This is a genomic window from Phenylobacterium sp. (assembly GCF_036495085.1).
Taxonomy (GTDB): Bacteria; Pseudomonadota; Alphaproteobacteria; order Caulobacterales; family Caulobacteraceae; genus Phenylobacterium.
In genome coordinates this window covers 19,377-44,650 of sequence record NZ_DASXNL010000096.1, presented here as the reverse complement: position 1 = coordinate 44,650, position 25,274 = coordinate 19,377, and the positions used below count along the sequence as shown (strand labels likewise).

Sequence of the window (25,274 nt, the reverse complement as noted above, 5' to 3'; positions counted from 1 at the left end):
CCCAATCCGCTCCGGAGACCTGAAATGAGCTCTAACAAAATCACCCGGCGCGGCATCGTCGCCCGCGGCGCAGCCCTCGGCTTTGGTGCGGCCGCCGCGCCGCTATTGTTTGCGCGCGAGACGCAGGCGCAGGCCAAGACAATAGGCCTGCTGAATGTGAGCTACGACCCGACACGGGAGCTGTACAAGGAGATCAACGCCGCCTTCGCCAGCTACTGGAAGGCCAAGACCGGCGAGGTTCTCGACATCAAGCAAAGCCACGGCGGCTCGGGAAAGCAGGCGCGCTCAGTCATCGACGGCCTTCAGGCCGACGTGGTGACACTGGCCCTCGCCGGAGACATCGACGAGATCGCCGCGCGAGCCAAGCTGCTGCCGGCCGACTGGCAGTCGCGGCTGCCCAACAACTCGACCCCCTACACTTCGACGATCGTGTTCCTGGTGCGCAAGGGAAACCCGTGGAAGATCAAGGATTGGCCCGACCTGGTTAAGCCCGGCGTGGGGGTCATCACCCCCAATCCGAAGACGTCCGGCGGCGCGCGGTGGGCCTATCTCGCGGCCTACGACTTTGGACGCAGGCACGGCGGTGAGCTTGCGGGGAAGGACTTCGTCACCAAGCTCTACAGGAACGTGCCTGTCCTTGGCGCCGGTGCGCGCGACGCGACGACGACCTTCGCGCAGCGCAATATCGGTGACGTGCTGCTGTCGTGGGAGAATGAAGCCTACCTGACAATCGACGAGTTCGGCCCGAACTACGACATCGTCTATCCGTCCAGCTCGATCCTGGCCGAACCGCCGGTCGCGTTGGTGGACAAGAACGTCGACCGCCACAAAACGCGCGCCCAGGCGACTGGCTATCTCAACTTCCTCTATAGCCCCCGTGCTCAGGACATCATCGGCAAACACCACTTCCGGCCGCGCGAAGCGGCCGCAGTCGCGAAGTACGCCGGCAGTTTTAGGCAGATCCCGCTGGCGACCATCGACCAGGCGTTCGGCGGTTGGAGAAAGGCCGGCGCCGCCCACTTCGCCGACGGGGCCTTGTTCGACCAGATCTATAAGCCGACGTGAGGAGGGGCCGACGGTTTCAACATCATGTCGCCCTACCGACCAGATGGCCCCGACGACATCGTCAACGAGGCGATGTCCGAGTCGCAGCGTCGTGGCGTCTTCTGCACTGAGAGGCGCGACCCTGCGAGAACCTCGGGCTAGCCCGGCCACGCAATCGCTTCTTCGACCAGCGCAGCCGTTGCAACGAATCCCGCATGTGTCGATCAAGGGCTGGGCGGCGGGTTGACGTCGCAGGTCCAGTCCCCCAAGCCTGCGTCCCCGAAGCAAAAGCTTTCTGACGGGCGCTATGGACGCCGTCGCTGAACGCCATCCCGACCAGGAGTAGGCCGTGCCTTCATTGTTCGATCCTCTGCAGATCGGCTCGCTGACGCTGAAGAACCGCATCGTCATGGCGCCGCTGACACGATCCCGGTCGGGCGCCGAACGTACCCCGGGTCCGCTGGTCGCGGAATACTATCGCCAGCGGGCCTCGGCCGGCCTGATCCTCACTGAGGCGACCTCGGTCACGCCGCTGGGTGTGGGCTATGCCGACACGCCGGGCATCTGGAACGAAGCGCAGGTCGAAGGCTGGAAGCTGACGACCAAGGCCGTGCACGACGCCGGAGGTCTGATCTTCATGCAGCTCTGGCACGTCGGCCGCATCTCGCATCCGACCTTCCTGGATGGCCTGCCGCCGGTCTCGGCCAGCCCCATCGCGGCGCGCGGTCACGTCAGTTTGCTGCGACCAAAGGAGCCCTATCCCACCCCCCGCGAACTTTCGTTGGATGAGATCGCCGAGGTCGTAGAGGCCTATCGGACCGGCGCGGAGAACGCCAAGCGGGCCGGTTTCGACGGCGTCGAGTTGCACGGGGCCAACGGCTACTTGCTCGACCAGTTTCTGCAGGACGGCTCCAACCGGCGCACCGACCACTATGGCGGATCGATCGAGAACCGCGCGCGGCTGATGCTCGAGGCGGTTGACGCGGCGATCTCGGCGTTCGGGGCCGACCGCGTCGGCCTGCACCTGGCCCCCCGCGGCGACGCCCACGATATGGGCGACAGCGACCTCTCGGCGACGTTCCACTACGTGGCCCAGGCCATGAAAGACCGCGGCCTTGCCTTCTTGATGGCCCGCGAACGGCTGGCCGACGACAGCATAGGCCCGGCGCTGAAGGCGGCCTTCGGCGGCGTCTTCATCGCCAACGAGGGCTTTGACCAAACGTCGGCCGAGGCGCTGCTGACGGAGGGCAAGGCCGACGCCGTGGGGTTCGGCAAGCTCTTCATCGCCAACCCCGACCTGCCGGCCCGCTTCGCCGCCGGCGCGCCGCTCAACCCTTGGCGGATGGAGACCTTCTACACGCCCGGACCGGAAGGCTACGTCGACTATCCGGCGCTGCAGGGCGCGGACGCCTGACCGTCGCGGTCGATCCGTTGTGAGTTCGACAAGCTCTATGCGAAGGGCGTGCGGGTGGCCGGTCGGCTGGCCGCGCCGGAAGCGGGGTGGCTGCCGTGACCGCGCTACCCCGGCTGTTTCGTTGTTCTCAGGTAGGGCTTCACGGTGACGTAGCCAGGGAACAGGTCCTTGGCCTGGTCGTCACTGACAGCGGCGGTGATAATCACGTCCTGACCCTGCTTCCAGTCGGCCGGCGTCGCGACCTTGTGGGCTGCGGTAAGTTGCATGGAATCAATCACCCGCAGGATCTCGTCGAAGTTGCGCCCGGTGGTCATCGGATAGACCAGGATGAGCTTGATCTGCTTGTCGGGGCCGATGATGAAGACGTTCCGCACAGTGGCGTTGTTGGCCGGCGTGCGCCCCTCCGACGTGCCTTCGGTATCGGCCGGCAGCATTCCGTAGAGCTTGGACACCGAAAGGTCAGTGTCGGCGATCATCGGGAAGTTGGGGGCGGTCCCTTGCGTCTCGGCGATGTCGCCGGCCCAACGGGCATGGTTATCGGCCGGGTCGACCGAGAGGCCCAGAACCCTCACGCCCCGCTTGTCGAACTCAGGCTTCAGCTTGGCGACCGCCCCCAGCTCGGTCGTGCAGACCGGAGTGAAGTCTTTCGGATGTGAAAAGAAAACGACCCAGTGGCCATCCGCCCATTCATGAAAATGCAGCGGGCCCTCGGTGGAGTCCTGGGTGAAGTCGGGAGCGATATCGTTCAGCTTCAAAGTCACGGCCGGGATCCTCATCAGCGGAGGGTGGGGAAATTATCGCCGCCGGCATAGCGGACAAACACAGTAAAACTAGCTCCAGTTTCACATGTGCTGGCGGCGCGGGGCTGCGCGGCCGGGTAGCGCAGACTGCGCAGGAAGTTCGCCCGGACCAGCGGGGTTGGGGGTGGTTGATGGGTGGGCGTCCCCTTTTTGATCGCGGAGATCGACAGGCCGGCGGAAAACGGCAGACTAAAGCGGGGAAATCGGCCCCGCTTATCTAGTGGATGCGGACGCCTGCCGGCGCCGCGAGGAAGGGAACGCCATGGCCGCCAAGAAATTCCCAGTGGAAGCGTCGCACATCCTGATGTTCGCCCGCTCGATCGGCGACGAGAACCCGGTCTACGTTGACGAGGACGCGGCCAAGGCGACCGAGGCCGGCGGCATCATCGCCCCGCCCACCTTCGTGCAGGCCTCGGCGCAGTTCGACCCGGACTATTTCCTGCGGCCCAAGGTGGGCCAGCCCTGGTTCGGCTCCGGCAAAAACCCCACTGGCGTCACCCGCGCGGCCGGCGGCGGCGGCGGCGGCGGCGGCGGCGGGGGCCTGCACGCTGAGCAGCACTACGAGTACCACCGCCCGCTGCGGGCGGGCGACGTCCTCACCGCCACCACCCTTGCGGGTAAGACCTGGGAGAAGGAAGGCAAGCGTTCGGGAAAGCTGCTGTTCTCAGAATCGATCACCGAATACCGCGACCAAAAGGGCGAACTCGTCGTCACCGCTCGCGGCGTGGGCGTGCGAACCGAACGCCCCGTCGAACAACCCGCCCCCGCCAAGACCTGAGGAGAGCGCCATGCCCCTGAAAGCTAGCAACCTGAAGGTCGGCGACGTCCACACCGCGCGCCTCGTCGAGGACCTCAAGCGCACGCAGATCGTCCAGTACGCGGGCGCGTCTGGGGACTACAACCCGCTGCATACCGACGAAGTCTTCACCACCCAGGTGGCGGGATACCCGTCGGTCTTCGCCCACGGCATGCTGACCATGGGTATGACCGGCAAGATGCTCACGGACTACGTCGGCGACGCCCGCCTGACCAAGTACGGCGTTCGCTTCACAAGCCAGGTCTGGCCGGGCGACACGCTGGAGGCGACCGCCACGGTGACCGAAGTCGCGGGGGGCCTGGCGAAGTTCGATGTCAAGACCATCAACCAGAACGGCGTCGAAGTGCTCTCCGGCTACGCCGAAGCTCGCGTCGACCCCTAGCGTCGGGCGGCGGCGTCAACGGGGGCATCCGGCGACCCTTCAGCGAATCCGCCACCCTATGCGGCGGATCCACGCCGACCAGTCAGCCATGTTCGGAGTTCCTCGCGGCGGCAGAATGACAACGAAAGGCCCGCCGACCGGCGGGCCTTTCGCCTACGTCAGCCGTCGTCGTTGACGACCGCGATGATCTTGCGAGTGTCGCGATCGATCAGCAGCCGCTGTCCGTTGATATAGGTCCAGCGGTAGCGCTCGTATCGCGGGACGTCGTACTCCTTGACCGTTTCCGGCAGTACGGTTCCGACCGTGATCGAGCCGTCGTAGGGCACAGCTTCGACGTGTTGGGTGCGGACGTAGGTCCTGACCTCGGCGGGCGGATCGGCAGTGTGACCGGCCGCCGCGCCGACGACGCCGCCAACCACGGCGCCTACGGGTCCGCCGACGACGGCGCCGGCAGCGGCTCCGCCGACAGCGCCAACGCCTGTGCCCGTATTGGGGCGCTTCGTGACGACGGTGGTGGTCTGCTCAGTCGTCTGAGCAGATGCGGGGATCGCCACGGCCAGCGCCAGCAAGCCCGCCGTCGCGACCAGAAGATTCGATTTCATGATGATTTCCTTTGTGACCGGGGGGCCGAACGCCTCGTGGCCGCGAGGGTTCCGACCGCATCCGGATGAGAGGCTCCGCCGTCCTAGGGCTTCACCGGATGGTTCTGGTCCGCCGCAGCTGGTCTCTATTCGCGGGAAGGGCCACGTGCTCCCCCTGCGCATGCGTCAGAGCGTGCGGCCTTCGCTGCGGGAGCACGCCATGGCTTTGACATCGACATCGGGGCACTGGGCATCGGTTCGCGGGCGCGCGCCCGGCCTCGCCGGACTCTCCTGCGGAATGGAGTTGTACGTCGCGAACGCGTGCGCCGGCGCCATGCTGATCGAGGAAAGCGGCGAGGTTCGCATCGTCGACGAGTGCAAGGCCGCCGGCCTGATCGCAACGGACAGGGAGGAGACGCTCATCGACCTGCTGCGAGGCGAACTGCCGCCGATCGTCGCCCACCTGCAAGGCCGGCTGAGGTTCGAGGGCGACGCGGACCTGGCCCTTCGCGTCCTGTTCGGCCTGCAGGAAGGATCCCCCTGGGCCGAGGCCCTAGAGGTGGGTGCAGCGTCATGATCTCGGACGCCATCAGCATCCTCGACGGCAACAAGTTCGTGGTGAGCAACCGCGAAGGCGACATGGAGGCTAGCCCCACCGCCAACCACGGACTGTTTCTCAACGACACACGCTTCCTGTCGCGCTGGGTGCTCACTGTCAACGGCATGCGGCCGAAGCTGCTCTCGGTGGACGACACGGCCTATTTCGCGGCCCAGCACTTCCTGGCTCTGGCGACGGGGACGGTCTACGTCGACTCGCATCTGACCTTGATCCGGCGGCGCTTTGTCAACGGCGGGTTCCGGGAAGACCTCGTCGTCATCAATCACGACCACGCGCCAATCGACCTGGAAGTGGAGATCGAAGCCGGCGCGGACTTCGCCGACCTGTTCGAGGTCAAGGACAAGCTCGACAAGAAGGGTGAGCTTTATCGGAGCGCCGGGGACGGAACGCTCACGCTTGGCTACCGGCGCGGCGAATACCGCCGGGAGACCCGGATCACAAGCAGCGCGCCCGCGAAGGTCGATGACCGGGGCCTGAGCTTCCACGTCCATCTCGAACCGAAGTCGGAGTGGTCGACGTCGTTGATGGTGCGCGCCGTGGCCGACCCCGGAGGCAAGGACCTCGACGACCGAAGCGGTCTCAAGGAAGCCAGCCTCCTGGAAACGGACGACGAGACCGCGCGAGCGATGTCCGGCGATCTGCGTGGATGGCTCAAGGACGCGCCGCGGCTCTCCTGCTCGTGGGAGCCGCTCGAGCACACCTATCGCCGCAGCCTGATCGACCTGGCGGCGCTGCGCTTCCGCTCGGGGATCTTTCCCGGCGCCTTGCCCGCGGCCGGCCTGCCCTGGTTCATGACCGTGTTCGGCCGGGACAGCCTGCTGACCAGTTTCCAGGCCCTGCCGTTCGCGCCGGAGCTTGCCGCCACCACCCTCGACACCCTGGCCCTCCTGCAGGCCCGTCGGGACGATCCGTTCCGCGACGCCGAGCCCGGCAAGATGCCGCACGAACTCCGCTTCGGCGAATTGACGGCGTTCCAGGAGACGCCGCACTCCCCGTACTACGGCACTGCGGACGCGACGCCGTTGTTCCTGATTCTACTCGAGGAATATGAGCGCTGGACCGGCGACCGGAAGCTCGTGCGCAAGCTGGAGCGCGCGGCGCGCGCGGCCGTCAACTGGATCGACCAATACGGCGATCGCGATGGCGACGGCTACATCGAGTACGCGACCCGAAGCCCTAAGGGACTAGGCAACCAGTGCTGGAAGGACTCCGGCGACTCCATCGCCTACGCCGACGGGAGGCTCGCGAGCCTGCCGACGGCCACTTGCGAACTCCAGGGCTACGCTTACGACGCGAAGCGGCGGACAGCGCGGCTGGCGCGCGACATCTGGAACGATCCGAAGTGGTCCGAAGACCTCGAGCACCAGGCCGCCCAACTCAAGCGCCGGTTCAACCAGGATTTCTGGATGCCGAAGCGCCGCGCCTTCGCGCTCGCCCTCGATGGGGAAAAGCGCCAGGTCGACTCGCTCACGTCCAACATCGGCCACCTGCTGTGGAGCGGCATCGCGGACCAGGAACACGCCGAGGACTGCGCACGGCACCTGACGGGCGAGGCGCTGTTCTCGGGCTGGGGTGTCCGCACCATGGCGGTGGGCGAGGGGTCCTACAATCCGATCGGCTACCACGTCGGCACCGTCTGGCCGCACGACAACTCGATCATCGCCTGGGGCCTGCGGCGCTACGGCTTCCGCGAGGAGGCGGCCCGGATTGCGATGGCCATGCTGGAGGCCGCGGAACTGTTCCATAATCGCCTGCCCGAGGCGTTCGCGGGCTACGCGCGCTCGAGCACGAAATACCCTGTCGAGTATCCGACGGCGTGCAGCCCACAGGCGTGGGCGACCGGCGCGCCGCTGCTTCTCATGCGCGCGATGCTTGGCCTGGAGTCGGACGGGGAGCATCTCTTGGTCGATCCGGCGCTGCCGGACTCGATCCGCCAAATCACCCTGCTGGACCTCCCGGGGCCCTGGGGACGTATGGACGCCTTCGGGCGCTCCCGGGCCACAGCCCTTCACGATTCGGAGCCGATCAGCTGACGCCTGCGTTCCTGAAGGCGCAGACCGGCCCCAACTTGCCAGCCGTCCCCGGCGCACCCTCTCCATCTCCGACCTACCGGGATCGGGCCTCTTCCCGCCCAAGTTTGGGGTAATCCCGCATATTCGTTAATCGCGTGCACGACTAGACGAAGCCCACCGCCGCCGGACTTGATCGGCGCTTGCGGCCGTGGGAGCGCGCCATGCCCAACTCAATGTTTGCTGTGCCATTTGGCATCGATGGTTGGTCGAAGCTGTTCTGGATTTTTGTAGGCCTGATACTCGCCGGTATCCTGGGCTGGATTATCCGGAGCCTCTTTGCGGGACGAGAGGCCACCTCCACGAAAACCCAGATCGCCAACCGGATGGTCAAGGTCGAGGATCCGGTGACGGAGGTCGCCGACCAACTCGAAGCGATTGAGGGCGTCGGCCCCGACGTCGCAGGCCTCTTCCATGAACACGGCATCCATCGCTTCGCTCAGGTCGCGGCGTTGAAATCTCCCGACATCCAGAAGCTTCTGGACACCGACAAGCGCAAGTTCGGGATTGCCCGCCCGCTGAGCTGGCCGTTCCAAGCCAGCCTATTGGCCAACGGGCAACTGGCCGCCTTCGGATTGGTGGTCAGCAAGCTGAAGGACGGCATAGTCCCCACCGCCGCGATCGAAGGCGTCGGCCCTGCGATGGAGCGAAAACTGGCCGCGATAGATGTGGCCTCCATCGAGACCCTGGCCGCCCACAATACGGCGGAGCTTTCGGCCAGGCTCAGGTCTACCGGCGAGAACGTCGGCGAAGACCGCATCAGCGGCTGGATCAACCAGGCGCGGGCCCTGCTCGCCGGCGACCACAGCCGATTGATTGAATACCTTGGCCTGGGGGGCGCCGCTCTGGCGGCCTATACCGGCAGAACCGTAGGGACCAGCAGCCGCGTCGTGGAGCGCAAGCTCGCCGAAACGATCACGGTCGAAAACGCCGCGCCGGCGGTCGGCTGGTGGGCGGGCCCATGGTGGCCGCTGCTGCTGGGCCTGATCGGTCTTCTGCTCCTGGCACTCCTCTGCGCCTTGCACATCTGGTGCCCGAGGATGCCGACGGAGGTTAGCCAGGTCACCCAGACGAGGACCATCGAAGTGCCCGGTGGCACCCATTACGAGGCGCTCAACATGCGGCTCGAAACGGACACGATGTTCGACACCAACAAGGCGACGTTGAAGCCAGAAGGGCAAACGGCGATCAACGAGAAGCTCGACGCGCTGAAGGGCTTCATGCCCGTCAGCATCATGATCACGGGCCATGCCGACGTGCGCGGCACGCCTGAGGCGAACCTCAAGCTGTCCAAGGCGCGGGCCGACGCCGTGGCCGCGTACATCACCTCGCAGATTCCCGTGCGCAATCCAGGCTGGCGCCCGAGCATGCAGGCCTATGGCGCGGGCGAGCAATATCCCGACCCGAAGGCCGACACGCCCCATAAGTGCGCAGCAATGCTCAAGGCTGATCCAAAGGCGGCTGATACCGACGCTTGCCTAGCGCCGGACCGCCGCGTCGAGGTCACGCTGTTTGCCGAGCGCTCGGGCGGATCGGCAGCTCCGGAGGGCGTGGCCGCGACACCCAAGAGCAACTGACCAGTTCAGGCCTTGCGGCGTCCCGACGGCTGGTGTTGTCGACCACGATGCGCTGATCGACATGCCGACGCGGCTCCTCCTTAAGGCCGCCGGCGGCCAAGCTTCCGATGACTTCCCCGCTCGCGGGCGAGGTCAGGAAGCTGGCCGCCGCCCTTCGTTCCGAGGTTGCCGACGCGCAGTGCACGGCGGCGAATTTCTGGAGATCTACCGCGCCATCGCTCGTTCTCGTCGCCGGATCGGCGGGTGGGCGTTATCCGCCCGGTTGTTCAGCCGGCGGCCCACTCCTGACGGTCGGTGGCGCCAATCTCCTTTGTGGCCGCGCCATGCGATCTGAGGCCCTCGGTGATGACCGTCCGCGGTTGGCCTCGGCGATTCATCGCGCGCTTGATGAAGAAGGTGAGGGCGGCGGCTTGTCGAGCGCATCGTCCCCGTGATCGACCACGCGCCACAGATGGCGCATCTCGCCGCTGATCTTCACTTAGACCTCGTCGATAGGCCATCGCAGTGGGTGGTGTGAGCCCGCATCCGGTCGACCCGCTTCTGGCCTCGGGATCGGGCCCGGAAGCGGACGCGCGCGGGCCTCAACATCCCGAATTGCCGGCGCCGAGGCGGGCTGGCGATCGAAGGGCGGGGGGGCGCGCCTCGGTCCAACCTCGACGCCGGGGAGGACGGCCCCGGCGCCGGCATCGAGTGGGCCGCTTTGGAAGGTTGCGGCGTCGTCAGCGGTTGGGGGGCGCTGACGAGGTGAAATTCCCATGGCGCGGGGGCGGCGGGAATGATCACAGTCTGGGGCGGGGGTATAACCGCGATGAATGGCCCGCCCCCGGGAGTCGCCTTGTATGGACATCCGAAGCCTTCGCCATGTGGTCGCCATCCGAAAATACGGCAGCTTCTCAAGAGCCGCCGAGGCGCTCGGCGTCTCTCAGCCGACCCTTTCCACCAGTGTCGCCCGGCTCGAAGACCAACTGCAGCTTAAGATATTCGACCGCACGGCGAAGGGATCGACCCTGACCCCGGTCGGCGAGCTTATCGTCGAGCGGGCCAACACGGTGATCTCGGAAACCCGGGACTTGGCGCGCGACGCCTCCCTGCTGGCCGGCGGGGAGACGGGCATCGTGCGGATCGGTTGCACGACGGGACTCCAGTCGCCGCTCCTGGGGCCCCTGCTGGGCCGCATTGTCAGCACGCATCCCGACCTGAAGGTCCACGCCGAGGCCGCATCCGGCGCTCGGTTGATCCCGCTTCTGGATTCGCGCGACCTCGACGTGGTGTTCACCGGCTCCGCGCCGGATCGGGACGCCTATGTCGCCGAGACCATCCTGGAGGCGCCCTCGATCTTCCTCGCCAGCCCCTGGCATCCGCTGGCGAACGAACGGAACATCCCAACCGCGCGTCTTGCGCAATTCAAGTGCGGCGGCTCCCATTCGCCGGGATCGAGCAACCCGAGGCTCCTGGGTTTCGAGAGCGAACTCCTGGGCATGTACACGGCAAGCCACTACGACATCCTCATGCCCCTGGTGCTCCGCGGGGACATGGCCCTCCTGATGCCCTCGTTCGTCGCCCAGCCCTATCTGGAGGCCGGCTCACTCGTCGCCCTGGATACCCAGTGGCGGCACGTGCAGAAGTATCTGTTCGTGACGACGCGTGGCACCAGCCATTCGCCCATCGTTCGCCAAATCCGCGATCATGCCCGCGCCATCGGCGCTCAACTTCACGATAACTGGCGCAACGTGGCGAGCCGGTTCACCGAAGGCTAGGCCATGCGCGAGAGGATCGCCTCGACCACCGGCCCGCCCACATTGAGCACGCCGGGTTCGTCTCGTTTGCATAGGCAACCGTCACTATAGATAGGATCAGAGCGAGGTACGACGCATGCCAACCGCACTTGTTACCGGGACGAGCACCGGGATTGGTCAGGCGACAGCGATTTCCCTCGCCCGCAAGGGCTACATGGTCCACGCCGCGATGCGGAACCTCGACGCCGCCGGGCCGCTGAGCGAGGCGGCCGCGGCCGAAGGGCTCCGCATCAAGCCGGTCGCGATGGATGTCGACGATGACGTCTCGGTCACCCGCTGTGTCGCTGGCGTGCTGGACCAGGACGGTCGCATCGACGTCCTGGTGAACAATGCCGGCATAGGCGGCCAGGGGCCCGTGGAGCTGACGCCGTTGGCGACCTACCGGCAGGTCATGGAAACCAATTTCTTCGGCGCGCTGCGCTGCACGCAGGCGGTCATACCGGCGATGCGCCGGCAGGGCAGCGGCTTCATTGCCAACATCTCGTCGGTCGCCGGCCGGGTGGCGCTGTCGCCGCACTCCCCCTATGCGGCCTCAAAGTTCGCGGTCGAGGCGCTGAGCGAGTGTCTGGCCCAGGAGATGAGCGGGTTCGGCGTGCGCGTGGTGATCGTCGAGCCCGGCGTCATCGCGACCCCGATCTTCGGCAAGATCGAACCGTCCCGGCCGGATCCCGGCTATCCGCAAGAGCGACGTCTGATGGCCCTCTTTGGCGCTGTCGCCCCTGACGCATCCCCGCCGTTCGAGGTTGGCGACCTGATCGCCGAGTTGGCGGTGAACGGCAATGAGCGGTTCCGGTACCGTGTCGGCGTCGCATCGACGGAGCTGATCGGCTGGCGCGAGAGCTTGAGCGACACCGACTGGGTGGCGCTTGGGGGGGCCACCGATGCGGAATACGCCGCAAGCATGAAATCTGCCTTGGGTGTGGACCTGAGCCTCTAAGAGCCGAGAAACATCTCCGTCAGGCGAGAAACGCCTCGAGGCCGTGATCAAGAACGGTCGCGTCAAGGCGGCGGACGGCGCAATCAAAGAGGCTTTCCGAGCGGGGCTGGGTCAGGTCGATCGCGGCGCCGGCCTGGATCACCTGGAAAAAGCCGACCAGCACCCCGCGAAAGTAGTCGTGGCGCAACATCTCATAGGGGTAGTCCGCGACGCCGTCGGTCAGGAGGCTGTCGTGATAGCCGCGCAGCAGGTCATCCTCATGCGCACGCCGAAGCGCCGTGGTGACGCTCATCGACAGCAGGTAGCCAACGTCAACAGCTCCGCGAGCCTGCAGCGCCCACTGCCAGTCGAGGATGATGAGGGTCGGGCGGCCGTCATCCTGGGACGCGAACATCAGATTGTCGGCGCGAAAATCGCCGTGGCAGAGCGTTCGAGGAGCCTGGGCCAGGCCGTCCATCATGGGTTCGATGGCGGCCGCCATCCGAGCGCCGATCCGGCGCAGCGCTGGCGAGGCGCGACCGTCGAGAAACCTCTCAAAGACCGGCCATGCCGCCGCGAGACGCGCGCCGGTTCCGCGCCACGGCCCCTCCCCGAAGGGCGGGATGGTCGCCTCGAGTGCTCTCAGTTCGGGCCGGTCCCACCATTTGGCGTGCAAGGCGGCGATTCCGTTCAGCGCCAACCGTGCATGCTCCAGGGGCAGGCCGGCGACCTGGTCGCCGTCGACGGCCGACGCCAGGTCCTCCATCACCAGCACGAAGCCGCGGGTCTGCGGATAGAATTCGGCCACATAGGCCTTAGGCATGCGGAGGGCGACCGTCGGGGCGATCTCGCGGTAAAACAGCACTTCCCGCTGGTAGATGCCCGCACCCTCGGCGATCACCCGCACGTCGGGATTCGATGATGGCAGCTTCATCACCAGGGTGGCGGGGCCCATGGCCGCGCCCGGCGCGTAGGAGAGGTGCAGGCGATAGATGTCGGTCGCGATGCCGACCCCTTCGGCCAGCCGTTCGGCGCTTACCGAGGTCAAACCTGAGAAGGTCGCCAGGTCGGCTGGTCGGACGACGCTACGCAGCCAGCCGGGATCCAGATCCTCGACGGCTTGCACGATCCCGACCATCCCACGCTCCTTCGGAACCGCACGTTTTTCACGGTTACCAACAGCGGCCGATGGCAAGCCTAGCTTCGCAATGGGCATCCGTCACTTCCAGTAGGTCCTTGCCATCCCGCGACCACGGTCTTCGTTCGTCGGCGATGCGGCGAGAGCGATTTCCTACAAGCGTCGCCGGTTCCCGGTGGTTGTCATCCGCTATGCAGTGGGTGGAGTTGAGTCTGCGGCTAGGCCCGGATAGGTCCTGTCAGTCCAACAGCAAGTTGTCTCCGGTTAGGCGCGGCGGCTGAAGTAAGCGCATCCTGGCGCAGCGGAGGAGCAGAGGCCGATCACGCTCTGCTGGCTCCGGCGCTGATTGCCGGATCCATGTCGTCCAGACTGACGGGCCGGGGTGGCTGCGGCAGGATCCCTTTCAGCGAGTGGATCGAGTGAGCAGCAGGAACGATGGCGCCGTCCAAGCTCGAGCCGCGGGCCTTAAAGCCGGATCTTGCGGTAGGGTGCTGTCGGTTTCTAAGGGCAACTTGTCTTCGCTAGGCACAGTGTATCCAACGGGCCCGGCGCGACTAAGACGGACGCTCGGTCATGATCGTGCATGCGCTTCTCCTGGGGGAGCGGCTGAACACCACGGGCCTTGAGCGCGATGGGATGATCGCCGCCGTCCCCTTGTCATTCCCGGTTCGCGGGCAAGGCATGGCGGCGCTCTTTCGATTCGGGGCGGCTGTCTTCATCGGCGTTGATCCCAAGCTCCAGGCCGAGACGCTTCGAGGCCTTGCCGACCGGATCGTGGGGCTGGAGGAGCCGCCGGATGAAGAAACCGCAACGATCGTTGTCCGGCCCGATCAGGACGAGCAGATCACGACGGGCGGGGCGATCCAGCTTCGCGACACCTCGCCGGAGCATCTCCTGATCGTCGCCGACGTCCTGGCCAAGAGCGTGGCTATGGCGCGGGACGAACGGCGGGTCGCTGCCGTGTTTGACGCCATCGAACCCTTCGCCCGCGGCCTGGCGAACACAGGGCGCTCGCCGAGCGGACGACGGCGCAGCGTTCTGCGCCTCATTGGCGAGGCCCTCCTCGTCCAGCACCGCGTATCCGGCCGCATCGCCGTCCGCGAGAAGCCCGACATCCTGTGGGACCGCCCCGATCTCGAGCGGCTCTACAGTCGCCTTGAGGACGAATATGAACTGATCGAACGCGCGGAGACCTTGGATCGGAAACTCGCCGTGATCGCGAACTCGACCGCCGCTTTCGTCGACTTGCAGGACGCCGCACGGTCCTTGCGGCTGGAGGTGATCATCGTCCTCCTTATCCTCGCAGAACTCGCAGTGGCCTCATTCCAACTCTTTGGCGCCGTTCTGCGATAGCGCCCAGGCGTGGGCGCTCTGCCACCGCCGCCCCCTGAAAATCAGAGGCGTGGGCCGACTGCGGGCTCGGCCGGATCAACCTGTCAGCACCGGTCGTGCAGCAGCGATTTCAGTGACGCGTCAGACCTGCAGTCGATCATCGGGCTGAAAGCTCGGTCAGCCGGTCCACATCGCCCTAGTGCCGGGAGGCACACGGAAAGCGCCGTCGAGGCGCAGCACGTCGCCGTTCAGCATCGGGTTCTCGAAGATGTGGCGCACCATGGCGGCAAACTCGGCCGGGTGACCCGGCCGCGCCGGGAACTGTACCTGGTCTTCCAACCACTTGACCATGCCGCCCCGGGAGGAGCCGCCCCGACGGAACATCGGGGTCTCGAAGATGCCGGGGGCGATCGTCATCACCCGGATGCCGAACGGAGCGAACTCGCGGGCTAGCGGCAAGGTCATGCCGTTGATCCCGCCCTTGGCCGCAGCATACCCGGCGGTGCCGAGCTGACCCTCGAGCGAGACGATCGACGACACGTTGATCAGCACGCCGCGCTCGCCATCAGCGTCGGGCGCAAGCTTGAGCATCTCCTCACCGACCTTCGTGCACATGATGAAGGAGCCGAGGGTATTGACCTCCAGCGCGCGCCGGAACTGTTCGACACCGAGAGTCGCGCCGGGTCCGATGCAGAGACCCGAGCCGCTGACTCCGGCCGGGTTCACAAGGCCACGCAGTTCGCCTAGATCCGGCTTCAGCGCGGCGAGGGCCGCCTTTACGCCAGCCTCGTCACTTACGTCCGCCTGGTGGAACGGGCCGTCCCATTCGCCGCGCCCGGCGACGTCAATGACGCCGACCTTGGCGCCGGCCTCCCGCAGCAGCTGAGCCGTGGCCAAGCCAAGGCCGGACGCCCCGCCCGTCACCACCACGCCGGCGTCTGACAGCTTCACGGTGACCTACTCCTCTTGCATGCACGAAGTCCTCTGAAAGTCAGGGCGGCCGGTACAGCTAGCCCTGCGTCTAGAATCTCATCTCTGCCTTTACTCCGACGGTGCGCTTGCTCTCGATGGAGGGGATATTGGCGTAGCCGATTGTCGAAAGCGGAGTGCTGTTCGCGGTGCCGCTGTCGAGTGAAGTCTTGAAGATGCCGCTCACGAAGTACTGGTTGAGCAGGTTTCGCGCGAACAGGCTCAGGCGCCAGTGTTCGTCATGCGGGCCGTAGCTGATGTTCAATCCCATCAAGCCATACGCTGGTGCGATGCTGTTGGGATCGGCCACCACCGTGTAGATTTCGTCCTGCCAGTGGTAGTTTAACGCGGCGCTGAAGTCGGCGTCGCCGATCGGATGTACCCAGCTAGCGCTGAGGCTATAGGTCCACTTCGGCGCGTAAGTCAGCGGATAACCCGCGGCGTCGAACTGAAGCTGGCCGAGCCTCGGATTGATGAAGGTGCACTTACCCGGCGTAGTGGCCGGATTGGTGTAGCCGTCGTTGCAGGGAATGGCGAACTGGGTGAACCTCGTCGGAGCGTATGCGACCGATGCCGTCAGGGTCAGTTCGGGCGTCGCCCGATAGGTCACTTCGCCCTCGGCCCCCTTGGTCTCGAGGCCGCCGGCATTGGTTGTGATATAGCCGCGGTTGCCGGGGTTGGCGGGATCGACATAGAGCGCCTGGCCCTGGAAGTTGTCGTATTTCGTATGGAACACATCGGCCGCGACGAAGAGTTTACCGTCCAAGAGCGATCCTTTCAGACCGGCCTCGTAATTCTTGGATGTTTCCGAAGCCACGGGAACCAGCGGCAGACCACGCGGGTAGGAGACCGAGGGGCCCTTCGCCCCGGTCGAGTAAGTGGCGTAGAAATTGAACCGCGGCGTGACGTAGTACTGAATCGTCGCCTTGCCCGTCAGATTGTTGTCGGAAATCCCCAATCCGAGCTTCGGCGAGGGCAAGCCCACGGCCGGCTTGCAGGGCCCGCCCAGGGCGAAGGCGAACTGGCAAATACCCCCCGTGTCGATCGCATGGTTTTCAAGCGAGTTGCGGTCGTGTGTGTAGCGCAGGCCACCGATGAGGACGAGGTTGTTCAGCAGGTGGTAGTTGACCTCACCGAACACAGCCTCGCTAGTGGTCCAGCTTTGGGTGATCGTGGTGCAGCAGGGCACCGGTCCGCCAACGCCGCTGGTGAGTAGGATCGGCGAGGTGGGAGGCAGGTAGTTGTACGTGCCAGCCTGGAGGCCGGGATAGAGCACGTCCGTATTATAGTAGAAGAGGCCGGTCGTGTAATCGAGGCGGTCCCCGATCTTGCCGTCGAGCCGGAATTCCTGGGTGAATTCCTTGTTGTAAAAGTTGCTGTGGTTGACCGACAGGATCGGTAGGGGCGATGAATCCACCTCGACGTCTTCATTGATGGACACGTTCTGATAGGCGGTGATCGACTTCAGGGTGGCGAAGCCGAAATCGTAAGAGACGCGGCCGGAGACCTCCCTGGCAATCGACTTTACGCCCAGTAAACCGTCCCAGGCCCCGGAAAGGTTCTTCGGTCCGGGAACCACGCCGTACTTGGCAACCTCAGCGCAAGGCGAGAAGACCCCAAGCCCGCCTTTGAAGCCGCTGCCGCAACTGCGTATGGTCCAAATGCCGTTGCCGTCGTCATGGTTGGCGACATAGGAGCCGATGACATACACCTCCGCCTTCTCGTTCGGCTGCCAGAGGAATTTTCCGCGGACGCCATAGTTGTCGTATCCGCTCACGTCCTGGTGCGTGTAGAGGTTGTGGACGAAGCCGTCGCGCCGGTAGCCGAAACCTGACAGCCGCACCGCAGCGGTGCTTCCGATTGGCGCGTTCAGGTTGGCGGTCAGTTTCAGCTCATTGTCGGTCCCGTACGACACGCTTGTGTCGCCGGAGACTTCGCCCAAGTGCGGCCTCGTGGTGACGATCTGAAGCACGCCCGCCGAGCTGTTCTTTCCGAAAAGCGTGCCTTGCGGGCCCCGCAGCACCTCGATGCGTTCTATGTCGGTCAGGGCCTGATACGACGGGCCCGCGAAGCTGATCTCGGGCAATCCGTGGACGACGTCGTCGATGACCACCGAGACGCTTTGCTCAACCGACGCTGTCACCGACTGGGTGCCGACGCCCCGGATCTCAAAACCGCCGCCGAAGTTGGTGTTGTAGCTGACGGAGGGGGCGATAAATTGCAGGTCAGTCAGGTTCGAATAGTTGGCGTTCTTCATCGCCAGCGCGCCGACCACGCTGACTGAGATCGGAACATCGACCAGATTTTCTTCCCTGCGTTGGGCTGTGACGACCAGCTCGCCGACTGCCGCCGGGGCGGCGGAGTCGGCTGCGTGAGCTGGCGCCGCTGCAGCGGTGGCGACGGCCAACACGAGACTCAGGGCCGAAGACCGTAGAAGATTTCCATGCCGGATATTCATGTCAGTTTCGTCCCCCGTTGCTGCGGTGGCGGGCGCTCCGCCGCGTCTATTTTGAGCTCTGCCCCAGGCAGCACTCTGAACGCATTGCGAGCGTCCTTGCGGGGACGATGACACGGACCGAATGTGGATGCAATATTGACGTTATTTGGTGCTCTTGCGCCAAGGGCGCTCTCGCCCGACGCCCAAAAAGGCCCGAGAGAGTCATATAAAACAATCATATAAGACGTAGCTAGGGCGAAGCGTCACCGCCGCCGACAGCGGTTTATGGATGCAATGGCTGCTCCAGAGATAAGCTTGTCGGCGCGAAGTTCAGCTCGTCACGGCTCAGCGGCCCAGCCGCCGACGTCAGCCGAATACCTATGGTGAAGCTCCGGCTGCTGGCACGGGCGTCGTGTATTTTTTCGAAATCCAGCGTTGGTGTGACGACACAGGGCCGTGGCCGCGGCCAAGTTGCAGTCGGAGTTCTCAGTCAATACCCCTTCGAAGCCGCCATCATGTGAGCTTCGAATTCCGCGTCACTGATTACGTTACGGGCCACGAGTACGCTGCAGTTCACGCGATCAATCAGATAACCGCCCGAATCTCCGGACCACCATCGTTCCAAGAGAGTGAGCCGCCGATGACCCACGACAATGAGATCCGCCCGAAACGACCACGCCGTCTGGGCGATAACGACCGCTGGATCACCAACTGCCATCTTTCCCTCGTTGGCAACGCCTAGCCGTCTAAGCCGCCCCTGGCCTAGGGCCAGGAGATCTTCGAGGGCAGCCGTGTCTCGGACCACGGGATGGATACCGCTCGCCATCTGAATGCCCTGCGTCTCTGCCTGCACGATCAATAAGAAGACTCTTGCGCCATGGGCCCGAGCCACCAGCGCGCCTTCCCTCAGCGCCACGAGGCTCTCCTGCGCGCCGTCGCTGGCAAGCAGAATACGTTTGTACATCTAGGCGTCCCTCGTGGATTGAAGTGAGTGTGCCAGGTCGGATCATGCGGGCAGGGTTCTATCGGTCAGCACCATTCCCGGCGAAGGCTTCGGGCCTCAACTGTTCTGGACGGCCTGCGCACGGGCGCGGGCCCGCTTCATCCCCAGGGCAATAAGCGTTGACGCCAGGGTCATGGAGAGGACCGTCATCACCGCCAGCGCCTTGCCAATGCCCAGGCGCCCGCCGAAGACGTAGTCCGTCAACATGGCGGTGAGTGGGGGCGCCACCCCAAGCCCGATGAGATTTGCGATGGTTAGGTAGAGGGCGGCGGCCTGGCCACGCATGCGGTTCGGCGCCAGGCTCTGCACCATGGCCCCCTGCACGCCGCCAATCATGCTGGCGACGAACATTCCGCAGCAGAACAGCACCACCGCCGGCGCCGTCCAGGGAGATAGATAGGCCGCCAGGAAGAGGGGAATCGCGAGCCCGGCGATCGGCAGCGCGACCCAGATGGGCGCTTCGACCCGACCGGCCTTGATGAGGCGGTCCGACCACAGGCCCCCGACCAACATGCCTGCCGTGCCGAACACTCCGAATCCCAGGCCAAGCAGAAGCCCGGCCTGAGCGACGCTCAGGTGATGCACCCGCATGAAGTAGCTGGGTCCCCAGACCGTGAAGCCATAGTTGTTGATCGCGAATCCGGCGAACCCCACGAAGATCAGCGCGAACATTGTGCGGTGCTCGACGAAATAGGCCACGACGTCCTTGAACGGGACGGCTCCTTTTGACGACGCGTTCACCTGGCGCCGGGCCGGCTCGCGGACGGCCAGATAGAGCCACGCCGCTACCAGCATGCCCGGCAGGCCCATGCCGATGAACATAACCTGCCAGGGAGCGAGTTTCCCCAGCAGAGGATAAGTCACCCTATGGGTCTCGGCCCATTTCAGAAGCAGGCTGCCGAGGAAGACCCCGAGCCCGCCGCCTACGGGCGAACCGGCGGAGTAGATCGCCATCGCGAAGGTGCGGCGGTGGGGGGGGAAGGTGTCGCCGATGATCGAATAGGCCGCGGGGTTGATACTTGCCTCGCCGACCCCGATCAGCATCCGGCTGCCGAACAGTGGCCAGAAGCCGTTGGCCAACCCGCTGAACGTCATGGCCAGGCTCCACAATGCCACGCCGACCGACATGGCGTTGCGCCGGCTGTGCTGGTCCACCCAACGGCCGAAGGGAAACGAAAACAGCACGAAACAGACGACGAAAGCCGTTCCCGCCAAGGCGCCGACCTGGGTGTCGTTTAGACCCAGATCATGGCGGATGGGATCGACCACGAGGCTCAGCGCAAGCCGGTCCACGAAGGCGAAGGTGTAAGCCACCATGATCACGCCCACGAGGAAGTAGGCGTAGAGTGGCGGCGGATAGGGCGCCTCAGCCGATGCAGGGCTGGATTCGTCGGCGCTCCGCACCTGGAGAAGCACCACCGATTACAGCCCGACTTCGCGACTGCAGGCTTCGAGAAGGGTGCGGACCGCCGCGTCCAGGTTGCTGAAACGTGGGTCGGCGGTCTGGCCGGTCGAGAAGCGATGGAATTTCTGCTGCTCGATCACGGCGCGGCGAAAAAGGCCGAAGCAGCGGTAAAAGCGGAAGTTGCTCAGCTCGGCCTTCGCCTGGCCGAGGTAGCGATCCAGCGCCTCCTGACGGGTTGGGATCCCTGGCTCGGCGCTGGGCATAGCGCGCAGCGCCTTTAAGTCGTCGGGATCGCTGTCTTCCATCCAGAAACTCAGCGTGCAGGCCAGATCCATCAGCGGATCGCCCAGCGTCGACATCTCCCAGTCCAGCACCCCGGTCAGCCGTTCGGGCGCATCCTCGGACCAGACCAGGTTGTCCATCTTGAAGTCATTGTGGATGACGCTCGCCAGTTGCCGCTCGCCTGGGACGTGATCCAGAAGCCAGGCGGCGATGTGCTCGCCAAGCGGGTCTTCGCCGGTTGCGGAGCTGCGGAAGCGCGTAATCCATCCCTCGGTCTGGCGACGGCGATAGCCCTCCGGCCGGCCAAAGCCGTCGAGACCTGCCGCGGCGACGTCTACGTTATGCAGCGCCGCCAACCCGTCGATAAGGCCCAGGAACTGCGCTGGCAGCGCCGCGCCGCCGTCAGCGGCGGTTCGCACGATGAGGCCGTCGATGCGTTCCATCAGGACGAAAGCGCCGCCGAATACCGCGGGGTCCTCGCAGAACGCCACCGCCTTCGGTGCTAGGGGATAGACGCCGGCCAAGCTCCGCATCATGCGGAATTCGCGGCCCATATCGTGGGCGCCCTTAGCCTTGGCGCCTGGCGGCTCGCGCTTCAGGACGTAGTCCTTTGCATCGCCCTTCACCAGGTAGGTGAGGTTGGAATTGCCGCCGGTGAAGCGAAAATAGCGGATGTCGTCGCCTAGCTCCGGCGCGGCCTGGCGCAGGTAGCGAGTGAGCGGTCCGGCGTCGAAGTCCGGACCGACTTCCAGGGGGACGGGGGTGTCTGCCGGTGTCGCCATGCTCTCCTCCATCAGGCGCCCACGTCCCCGTCAGTCGTCGCGCCACCCACGACCTCGGCGATCTCAGCCTCTGAATAGCCGAGCTCCGTGAGGACCTCGCAGGTGTGTTCGCCCAGACGCGGCGCGTGCCGACGCACCTCAAAGGGCGCGCTGCTGAAAGCGACCGGCCGCCGTACCACCCAGTAGGGGCCTTCGGTGGGATGAGTCATCTCGCGGAACAGGCCGACCGCCTGCACGTGCGGGTCCTCCGGCAGGTCCTCGAGAGCCGTGACCGGCATGCAGGGGATGTTGGCGCGGTCGCAGAACGATACCCATTCGGTGGTGGAGCGCCGCGCAGCCTCCTCCTCGACCATGCAGTAGAGCACATCGATGTGTTGCACCCGCTCCGCCAGCGTCTGGAAGCGGGGGTCGTCCCGGTATTCCTGGCGGCCGGTGAAGTCGTAAAAGTCCAGCCAGTTGCGGTCGGAGTACGGCAGGACACAGACGTAGCCGTCGGTTGTCCGGTAGGGTTTGCGCTGCGGGCTCATCACTCGAGCGAACCCTGGAGGGCCCAGCGGGGGCCGAAAGGCGAAACCGCCGAAGTGCTCGACGATATTGAACGCAATGGCGGTCTCGAACATCGGGACCTCGATAGCCTGGCCCCCACCGCCGTTTGCGCGCTGATAGAGCGCGGCCATCACCGAATAGGCGATGGCTTGCCCGGCGAGTTTGTCGCAGAGCACGGTGGGCGCATATGCCGGGTCGCCGTGGACGGCCTGGTAGAGCGCGGCCACGCCCGAGCCCGCCTGGATGATGTCGTCGTAGGCGGCCTTTTCCGCATAGGGGCCGTCCGAACCGAAGCCGTGGGCGGCGCAGTAAACGATGTCCGGCCGAATCTGGCGTACCCGCTCGTAGGCGAAGCCGAGTCGGCCGATGGCGCCGGGCCGCAGGTTGTGGATAAACACGTCGGCCGTCGCCAGGAGCCGGTCCAGCGCCGCCCGCCCGGCTGCCGTCTTCAGGTCCAGGCATATTCCGCGCTTGTTGCGGTTGAGGTTGAGGAAGGCGCCCGACATCCCGACGCCGCGTTGCGGCTGGTAGGCGCGCAGGGAATCGCCCTCCGGCCCCTCGACTTTGATTACCTCAGCGCCCAGGTCGGCCAGGATGCCGGTGCCGAACGGCCCCATGATCACCGTGGTCAGATCCACCACCCTGACGCCCGCCAGCGGCCCCTCGCGGCCTGCTTCAGACATGACGGGACTGCAGCCCGCGCGCGAGCCCCGACATCACGCGCCTCAGTCGCGGCAGAGGCGCGAACCGCGCCACGAATTCGAAAAACGGGCGCTCATTCATTCGTCTGGTTGCCTCTGGCGCAACTCTAGCTGTCTGCTTTTTGCATACAAAACTTTTTTCCCTCGCGGAGCATGGAGCATGATCACAAGGCTTCTCCGCGGGTTGATTGCATGCAATGTACCACCCGATTCTCAGAGTTACAAACGCGCGCCTCCGACCCGCCAGCGCACCGGTCGGGTCGGAAGACGACAGGAGGCCGTAGGGACTTTCGACGCAGATGTGCGCCCCGGCGACCGGAAGATGTGGACGGGTTAAGCCGGACAGGTAGGCTCTGTTTGTAGCCCCGGAGGTAAGCGATGGACGATGCGTGGGAGCAGGCGCGGTTGGCGTTGCGGGCCGGGGAGCGCCTGCTGGAGGTGGTCGAGCATGGCGACATGGATGACCTTCGTCAGGTGTTCGCCAAAGGCGCGATGGTTTGGCATAACACCGACGAGAGGCTGGTGGACGTCGAGCAGTCCATCCGGAACCTGCGGGCCATCAAGGCGATCGCTACCGACTTCCGCTACATCGACGTCAAGCGGGAGCCGACCCCGACCGGGTTCGTGCAGCAGCACACGCTGGTAATCAAGACAGCCGACGGCCGGGAGATCCGTGACCTGGCGTGCTGTGTCTGCAGGGTGGAGGACGGTCGCATCGTCCACATGGACGCATACCACGACTCGGCGAACGCCCCATCGCTGCCGGGGCGGGAGGGACGAGATTGGCGGCACGAAGACTAGCGCAGGGTCGCCACCGCTACCACAAGCTCGCAGCAAACGAGGCGGCGCCGTCCACCTCTCCGCCGGACCTTAGGCCTAGTTTGACAGCACGTTCAGCAAGGTGTGCCGGGCCGACAAAATGTGGGCAGCCATGACGTTCCGGGCCCACGCCGGGTCGCGCACCTCGAGTGCGCTCACCAGTTCGGAGTGCTGGTTTGCGCTGCGCCGCAATTCCTCGATCTGGTAGTGGCGAAAGGTGCTGAGGACCAGCGACATCTCGACAATGCCGTTCAGCAACTCCTGCAGCCGCGAATTGCCGGACGCCTTGAGGATGGCCTTGTGAAATCGGTCATTGACCTCGGCGATCGCCTCCCTTGACGGTTCTGGCGAAATCACCATGGCCTGCATCTCGTCAGCGATGGCGCGGAGCTCCAACAACTGTTCAGGGGTGACGTGGAGGGCGGCGGATTCCGCCGCAAACCCTTCCAGCAGCACCCTTAGGTCATAGATGTGCTGAATTTCATCCTTGTCCCAGTGAACCACGAAGGCTCCGCGATTGGGTATGATGCGGATCAGGCCTTCGGCGTCCAGGCGCCGCATGGCTTCCCGCACCGGAGTCCGCGAGAGGCCGCTGGCCGTCGCCAGGCCCTGCGCCGTGATGTGCGCCCCCTGGGCATAGGTTCCGCGCATGATCCCTTCGCGGATGGCCTGGTAGGCGCGATCGACGGCCTCCCCCACGCAAACCTCCTAAGTTCTTTCTACTAAAGGATGAGTACGACACTCAAACACTAAGGTCGATGCGAGACCGGACGGCCCCATTTTACGGAATGCCCTTCGATGCGAACGAAGAAGTGTGCTGCGATCCTGGCTTAAACCCGGGCGTTCCCTGTCTCCGGCGCCGGATGTAGTGCCGAACATCGCATCGCGCCCCGCTTCGTTAGCCTCAGTTCGTGCCACTATTCTCGCTCGCTTCCAAGGCGTTGGATTCCGAACCGATTGCTCGACCGCTGGCTCCGCCTCGCGGCGAGGAGCGTCCCGGCCGCTCACGCGGAGCCTATCGACCTTTTTCCGAGGCGTCGGTGCGCAAGACCTCTTTGATTGGATGCAATATGGCGCACGCGGCGATGGATGCACAAGCGACGATGAATGCACCGCTCAGTCAAGAAGAAGATCGACATATGGCGCCAAGCCCCGGCGATGCAAAGGAGATGCAAAATGTGCATGCAAATCCGCCCGCCCGGTGCCAGTGACCTCGCGATCGCCATACGAAGATTACGACATTAATTGATTGTAAACACTAACGAAAATGTCAATCATCGACAAGCGTTGGATGCCACAGGGGGATGTGCTCTGTCAAATATTGCATACGGTCCGAAACCGCGATACCAATCTGAAGGGCAAGAATGCGGCCGATGGGCACGCATCCTGGAGTCGGCAAGGAGATCGGCGATGGAGGACCTCTGGAAAGGCGCTCAGGCCGCTCTGGCTGCCGGAGAGCGGCTGTTTTCCACCGTCGAACATGGCGATCTCGAAGATCTGAGACAGATTTTCGCCGACGGCGCGATGATTTGGCACAATACCGACCAGAAACTCACCGATGTCGGGACAACGATCGACAATCTGCGCAAGATCCGCAGCAACGCCACGGTGTTTAAATATACGGAAATCCGCCGCGAACCGACGCCGACGGGATTCGTGCAGCAGCATTTACTGTTGGTCAGCGTTCCCGGCCGGGAGATCCGTGACTTGGCGTGCTGCGTCTGCCGGGTGGAGGGCGGCCGCATCGTCCACATGGACGCGTACCACGATAGCGTCGCGACCGGCGCCATGCCGCACAAATCACCAACGACCTGACGCTAGAGCACGAAGGAGCCGTTCACGGCG

Annotated in this window: 22 protein-coding genes; 12 read left to right on the top strand and 10 right to left on the bottom strand. The window is 65.0% G+C overall.

All coding sequences use genetic code 11. From position 1 onward, the window contains the following. The first annotated feature begins 24 nt into the window (after window positions 1-24). Complete coding sequence (locus VGI62_RS11210; protein WP_331504571.1) at window positions 25-1,065, top strand: sulfate ABC transporter substrate-binding protein; 1,041 nt, start codon at window positions 25-27, stop codon at window positions 1,063-1,065. 328 nt (window positions 1,066-1,393) lie between these two features. Beyond that, on the top strand, window positions 1,394-2,458 hold the full coding sequence (locus VGI62_RS11205) for an alkene reductase (protein ID WP_331504570.1): 1,065 nt from the start codon (window positions 1,394-1,396) through the stop codon (window positions 2,456-2,458). A gap of 104 nt (window positions 2,459-2,562) precedes the next feature. On the opposite strand, the gene VGI62_RS11200 is transcribed toward VGI62_RS11205, so the two are convergent. After that, window positions 2,563-3,219 (bottom strand): peroxiredoxin, encoded by a 657-nt coding sequence (locus VGI62_RS11200; RefSeq protein ID WP_331504569.1) that lies wholly within the window; start codon window positions 3,217-3,219, stop codon window positions 2,563-2,565. Window positions 3,220-3,520: 301 nt separating this feature from the next. On the opposite strand from VGI62_RS11200, the gene VGI62_RS11195 reads away from it, so the two are divergent. Continuing rightward, the gene (locus VGI62_RS11195) at window positions 3,521-4,036 is read left to right on the top strand and encodes an FAS1-like dehydratase domain-containing protein (protein ID WP_331504568.1); all 516 of its coding nucleotides are present in this window, start codon (window positions 3,521-3,523) and stop codon (window positions 4,034-4,036) included. 10 nt (window positions 4,037-4,046) lie between these two features. Next, on the top strand, window positions 4,047-4,457 hold the full coding sequence (locus tag VGI62_RS11190; protein ID WP_331504567.1) for a MaoC/PaaZ C-terminal domain-containing protein: 411 nt from the start codon (window positions 4,047-4,049) through the stop codon (window positions 4,455-4,457). A 158-nt stretch (window positions 4,458-4,615) separates the two neighbouring features. Here the strand turns inward: VGI62_RS11190 and VGI62_RS11185 are convergent, their stop codons facing one another. Next, on the bottom strand, window positions 4,616-5,059 hold the full coding sequence (locus tag VGI62_RS11185; RefSeq protein WP_331504566.1) for a DUF1236 domain-containing protein: 444 nt from the start codon (window positions 5,057-5,059) through the stop codon (window positions 4,616-4,618). A gap of 199 nt (window positions 5,060-5,258) precedes the next feature. On the opposite strand from VGI62_RS11185, the gene VGI62_RS11180 reads away from it, so the two are divergent. The 5 genes from VGI62_RS11180 (at window position 5,259) to VGI62_RS11160 (ending at window position 12,036) form a co-directional block, all read left to right on the top strand. Beyond that, on the top strand, window positions 5,259-5,615 hold the full coding sequence (locus VGI62_RS11180; protein WP_331504565.1) for a hypothetical protein: 357 nt from the start codon (window positions 5,259-5,261) through the stop codon (window positions 5,613-5,615). Further along, window positions 5,612-7,690 (top strand): glycogen debranching N-terminal domain-containing protein, encoded by a 2,079-nt coding sequence (locus VGI62_RS11175; protein WP_331504564.1) that lies wholly within the window; start codon window positions 5,612-5,614, stop codon window positions 7,688-7,690. Before VGI62_RS11180 ends, VGI62_RS11175 begins: the two co-directional genes overlap by 4 nt. Before the next feature lie 200 nt (window positions 7,691-7,890). Next, complete coding sequence (locus VGI62_RS11170; protein ID WP_331504563.1) at window positions 7,891-9,303, top strand: OmpA family protein; 1,413 nt, start codon at window positions 7,891-7,893, stop codon at window positions 9,301-9,303. A gap of 839 nt (window positions 9,304-10,142) precedes the next feature. Further along, window positions 10,143-11,060 (top strand): LysR family transcriptional regulator, encoded by a 918-nt coding sequence (locus VGI62_RS11165; protein WP_331504562.1) that lies wholly within the window; start codon window positions 10,143-10,145, stop codon window positions 11,058-11,060. A 115-nt stretch (window positions 11,061-11,175) separates the two neighbouring features. Next, window positions 11,176-12,036, top strand: coding sequence for an SDR family oxidoreductase (locus VGI62_RS11160; protein WP_331504561.1), 861 nt, complete (start codon window positions 11,176-11,178; stop codon window positions 12,034-12,036). Window positions 12,037-12,055: 19 nt separating this feature from the next. On the opposite strand, the gene VGI62_RS11155 is transcribed toward VGI62_RS11160, so the two are convergent. Further along, complete coding sequence (locus tag VGI62_RS11155) at window positions 12,056-13,153, bottom strand: phosphotransferase (RefSeq protein ID WP_331504560.1); 1,098 nt, start codon at window positions 13,151-13,153, stop codon at window positions 12,056-12,058. 573 nt (window positions 13,154-13,726) lie between these two features. Between VGI62_RS11155 and VGI62_RS11150 the strand changes: the two genes are divergently transcribed. Continuing rightward, window positions 13,727-14,506, top strand: a complete 780-nt coding sequence (locus VGI62_RS11150) for an RMD1 family protein (protein WP_331504559.1) — start codon at window positions 13,727-13,729, stop codon at window positions 14,504-14,506. Window positions 14,507-14,662: 156 nt separating this feature from the next. Here VGI62_RS11150 and VGI62_RS11145 read toward each other — a convergent pair whose 3' ends face one another. The 6 genes from VGI62_RS11145 to VGI62_RS11120 all read right to left on the bottom strand — a co-directional run bounded on the left by VGI62_RS11145 (window position 14,663) and on the right by VGI62_RS11120 (window position 22,592). Then, window positions 14,663-15,436, bottom strand: coding sequence for an SDR family NAD(P)-dependent oxidoreductase (locus VGI62_RS11145; RefSeq protein WP_331504558.1), 774 nt, complete (start codon window positions 15,434-15,436; stop codon window positions 14,663-14,665). Between the two features lie 70 nt (window positions 15,437-15,506). Next, a complete protein-coding gene (locus tag VGI62_RS11140) occupies window positions 15,507-17,861 on the bottom strand; it encodes a TonB-dependent receptor (RefSeq protein WP_331504557.1) in 2,355 nt (784 codons plus the stop codon). A 520-nt stretch (window positions 17,862-18,381) separates the two neighbouring features. Further along, a complete protein-coding gene (locus VGI62_RS11135) occupies window positions 18,382-18,855 on the bottom strand; it encodes a universal stress protein (RefSeq protein ID WP_331504556.1) in 474 nt (157 codons plus the stop codon). A gap of 96 nt (window positions 18,856-18,951) precedes the next feature. Further along, window positions 18,952-20,313: an MFS transporter gene (locus VGI62_RS11130; protein WP_331504555.1), complete on the bottom strand. Its 1,362-nt coding sequence runs from the start codon at window positions 20,311-20,313 to the stop codon at window positions 18,952-18,954. A gap of 3 nt (window positions 20,314-20,316) precedes the next feature. Then, complete coding sequence (locus VGI62_RS11125; protein ID WP_331504554.1) at window positions 20,317-21,363, bottom strand: phosphotransferase family protein; 1,047 nt, start codon at window positions 21,361-21,363, stop codon at window positions 20,317-20,319. An 11-nt stretch (window positions 21,364-21,374) separates the two neighbouring features. Beyond that, a complete protein-coding gene (locus tag VGI62_RS11120; RefSeq protein ID WP_331504553.1) occupies window positions 21,375-22,592 on the bottom strand; it encodes a CoA transferase in 1,218 nt (405 codons plus the stop codon). Between the two features lie 396 nt (window positions 22,593-22,988). On the opposite strand from VGI62_RS11120, the gene VGI62_RS11115 reads away from it, so the two are divergent. Continuing rightward, the gene (locus VGI62_RS11115) at window positions 22,989-23,411 is read left to right on the top strand and encodes a nuclear transport factor 2 family protein (protein ID WP_331504552.1); all 423 of its coding nucleotides are present in this window, start codon (window positions 22,989-22,991) and stop codon (window positions 23,409-23,411) included. Between the two features lie 75 nt (window positions 23,412-23,486). Here VGI62_RS11115 and VGI62_RS11110 read toward each other — a convergent pair whose 3' ends face one another. Next, window positions 23,487-24,128 carry a GntR family transcriptional regulator gene (locus VGI62_RS11110; RefSeq protein ID WP_331504551.1) on the bottom strand — a complete coding sequence of 214 codons (642 nt, stop codon included), beginning with the start codon at window positions 24,126-24,128 and terminating at the stop codon, window positions 23,487-23,489. Window positions 24,129-24,839: 711 nt separating this feature from the next. Here VGI62_RS11110 and VGI62_RS11105 point away from each other — a divergent pair. Further along, window positions 24,840-25,244, top strand: coding sequence for a hypothetical protein (locus VGI62_RS11105; protein WP_331504550.1), 405 nt, complete (start codon window positions 24,840-24,842; stop codon window positions 25,242-25,244). The last annotated feature ends 30 nt before the right edge of the window (window positions 25,245-25,274 follow it).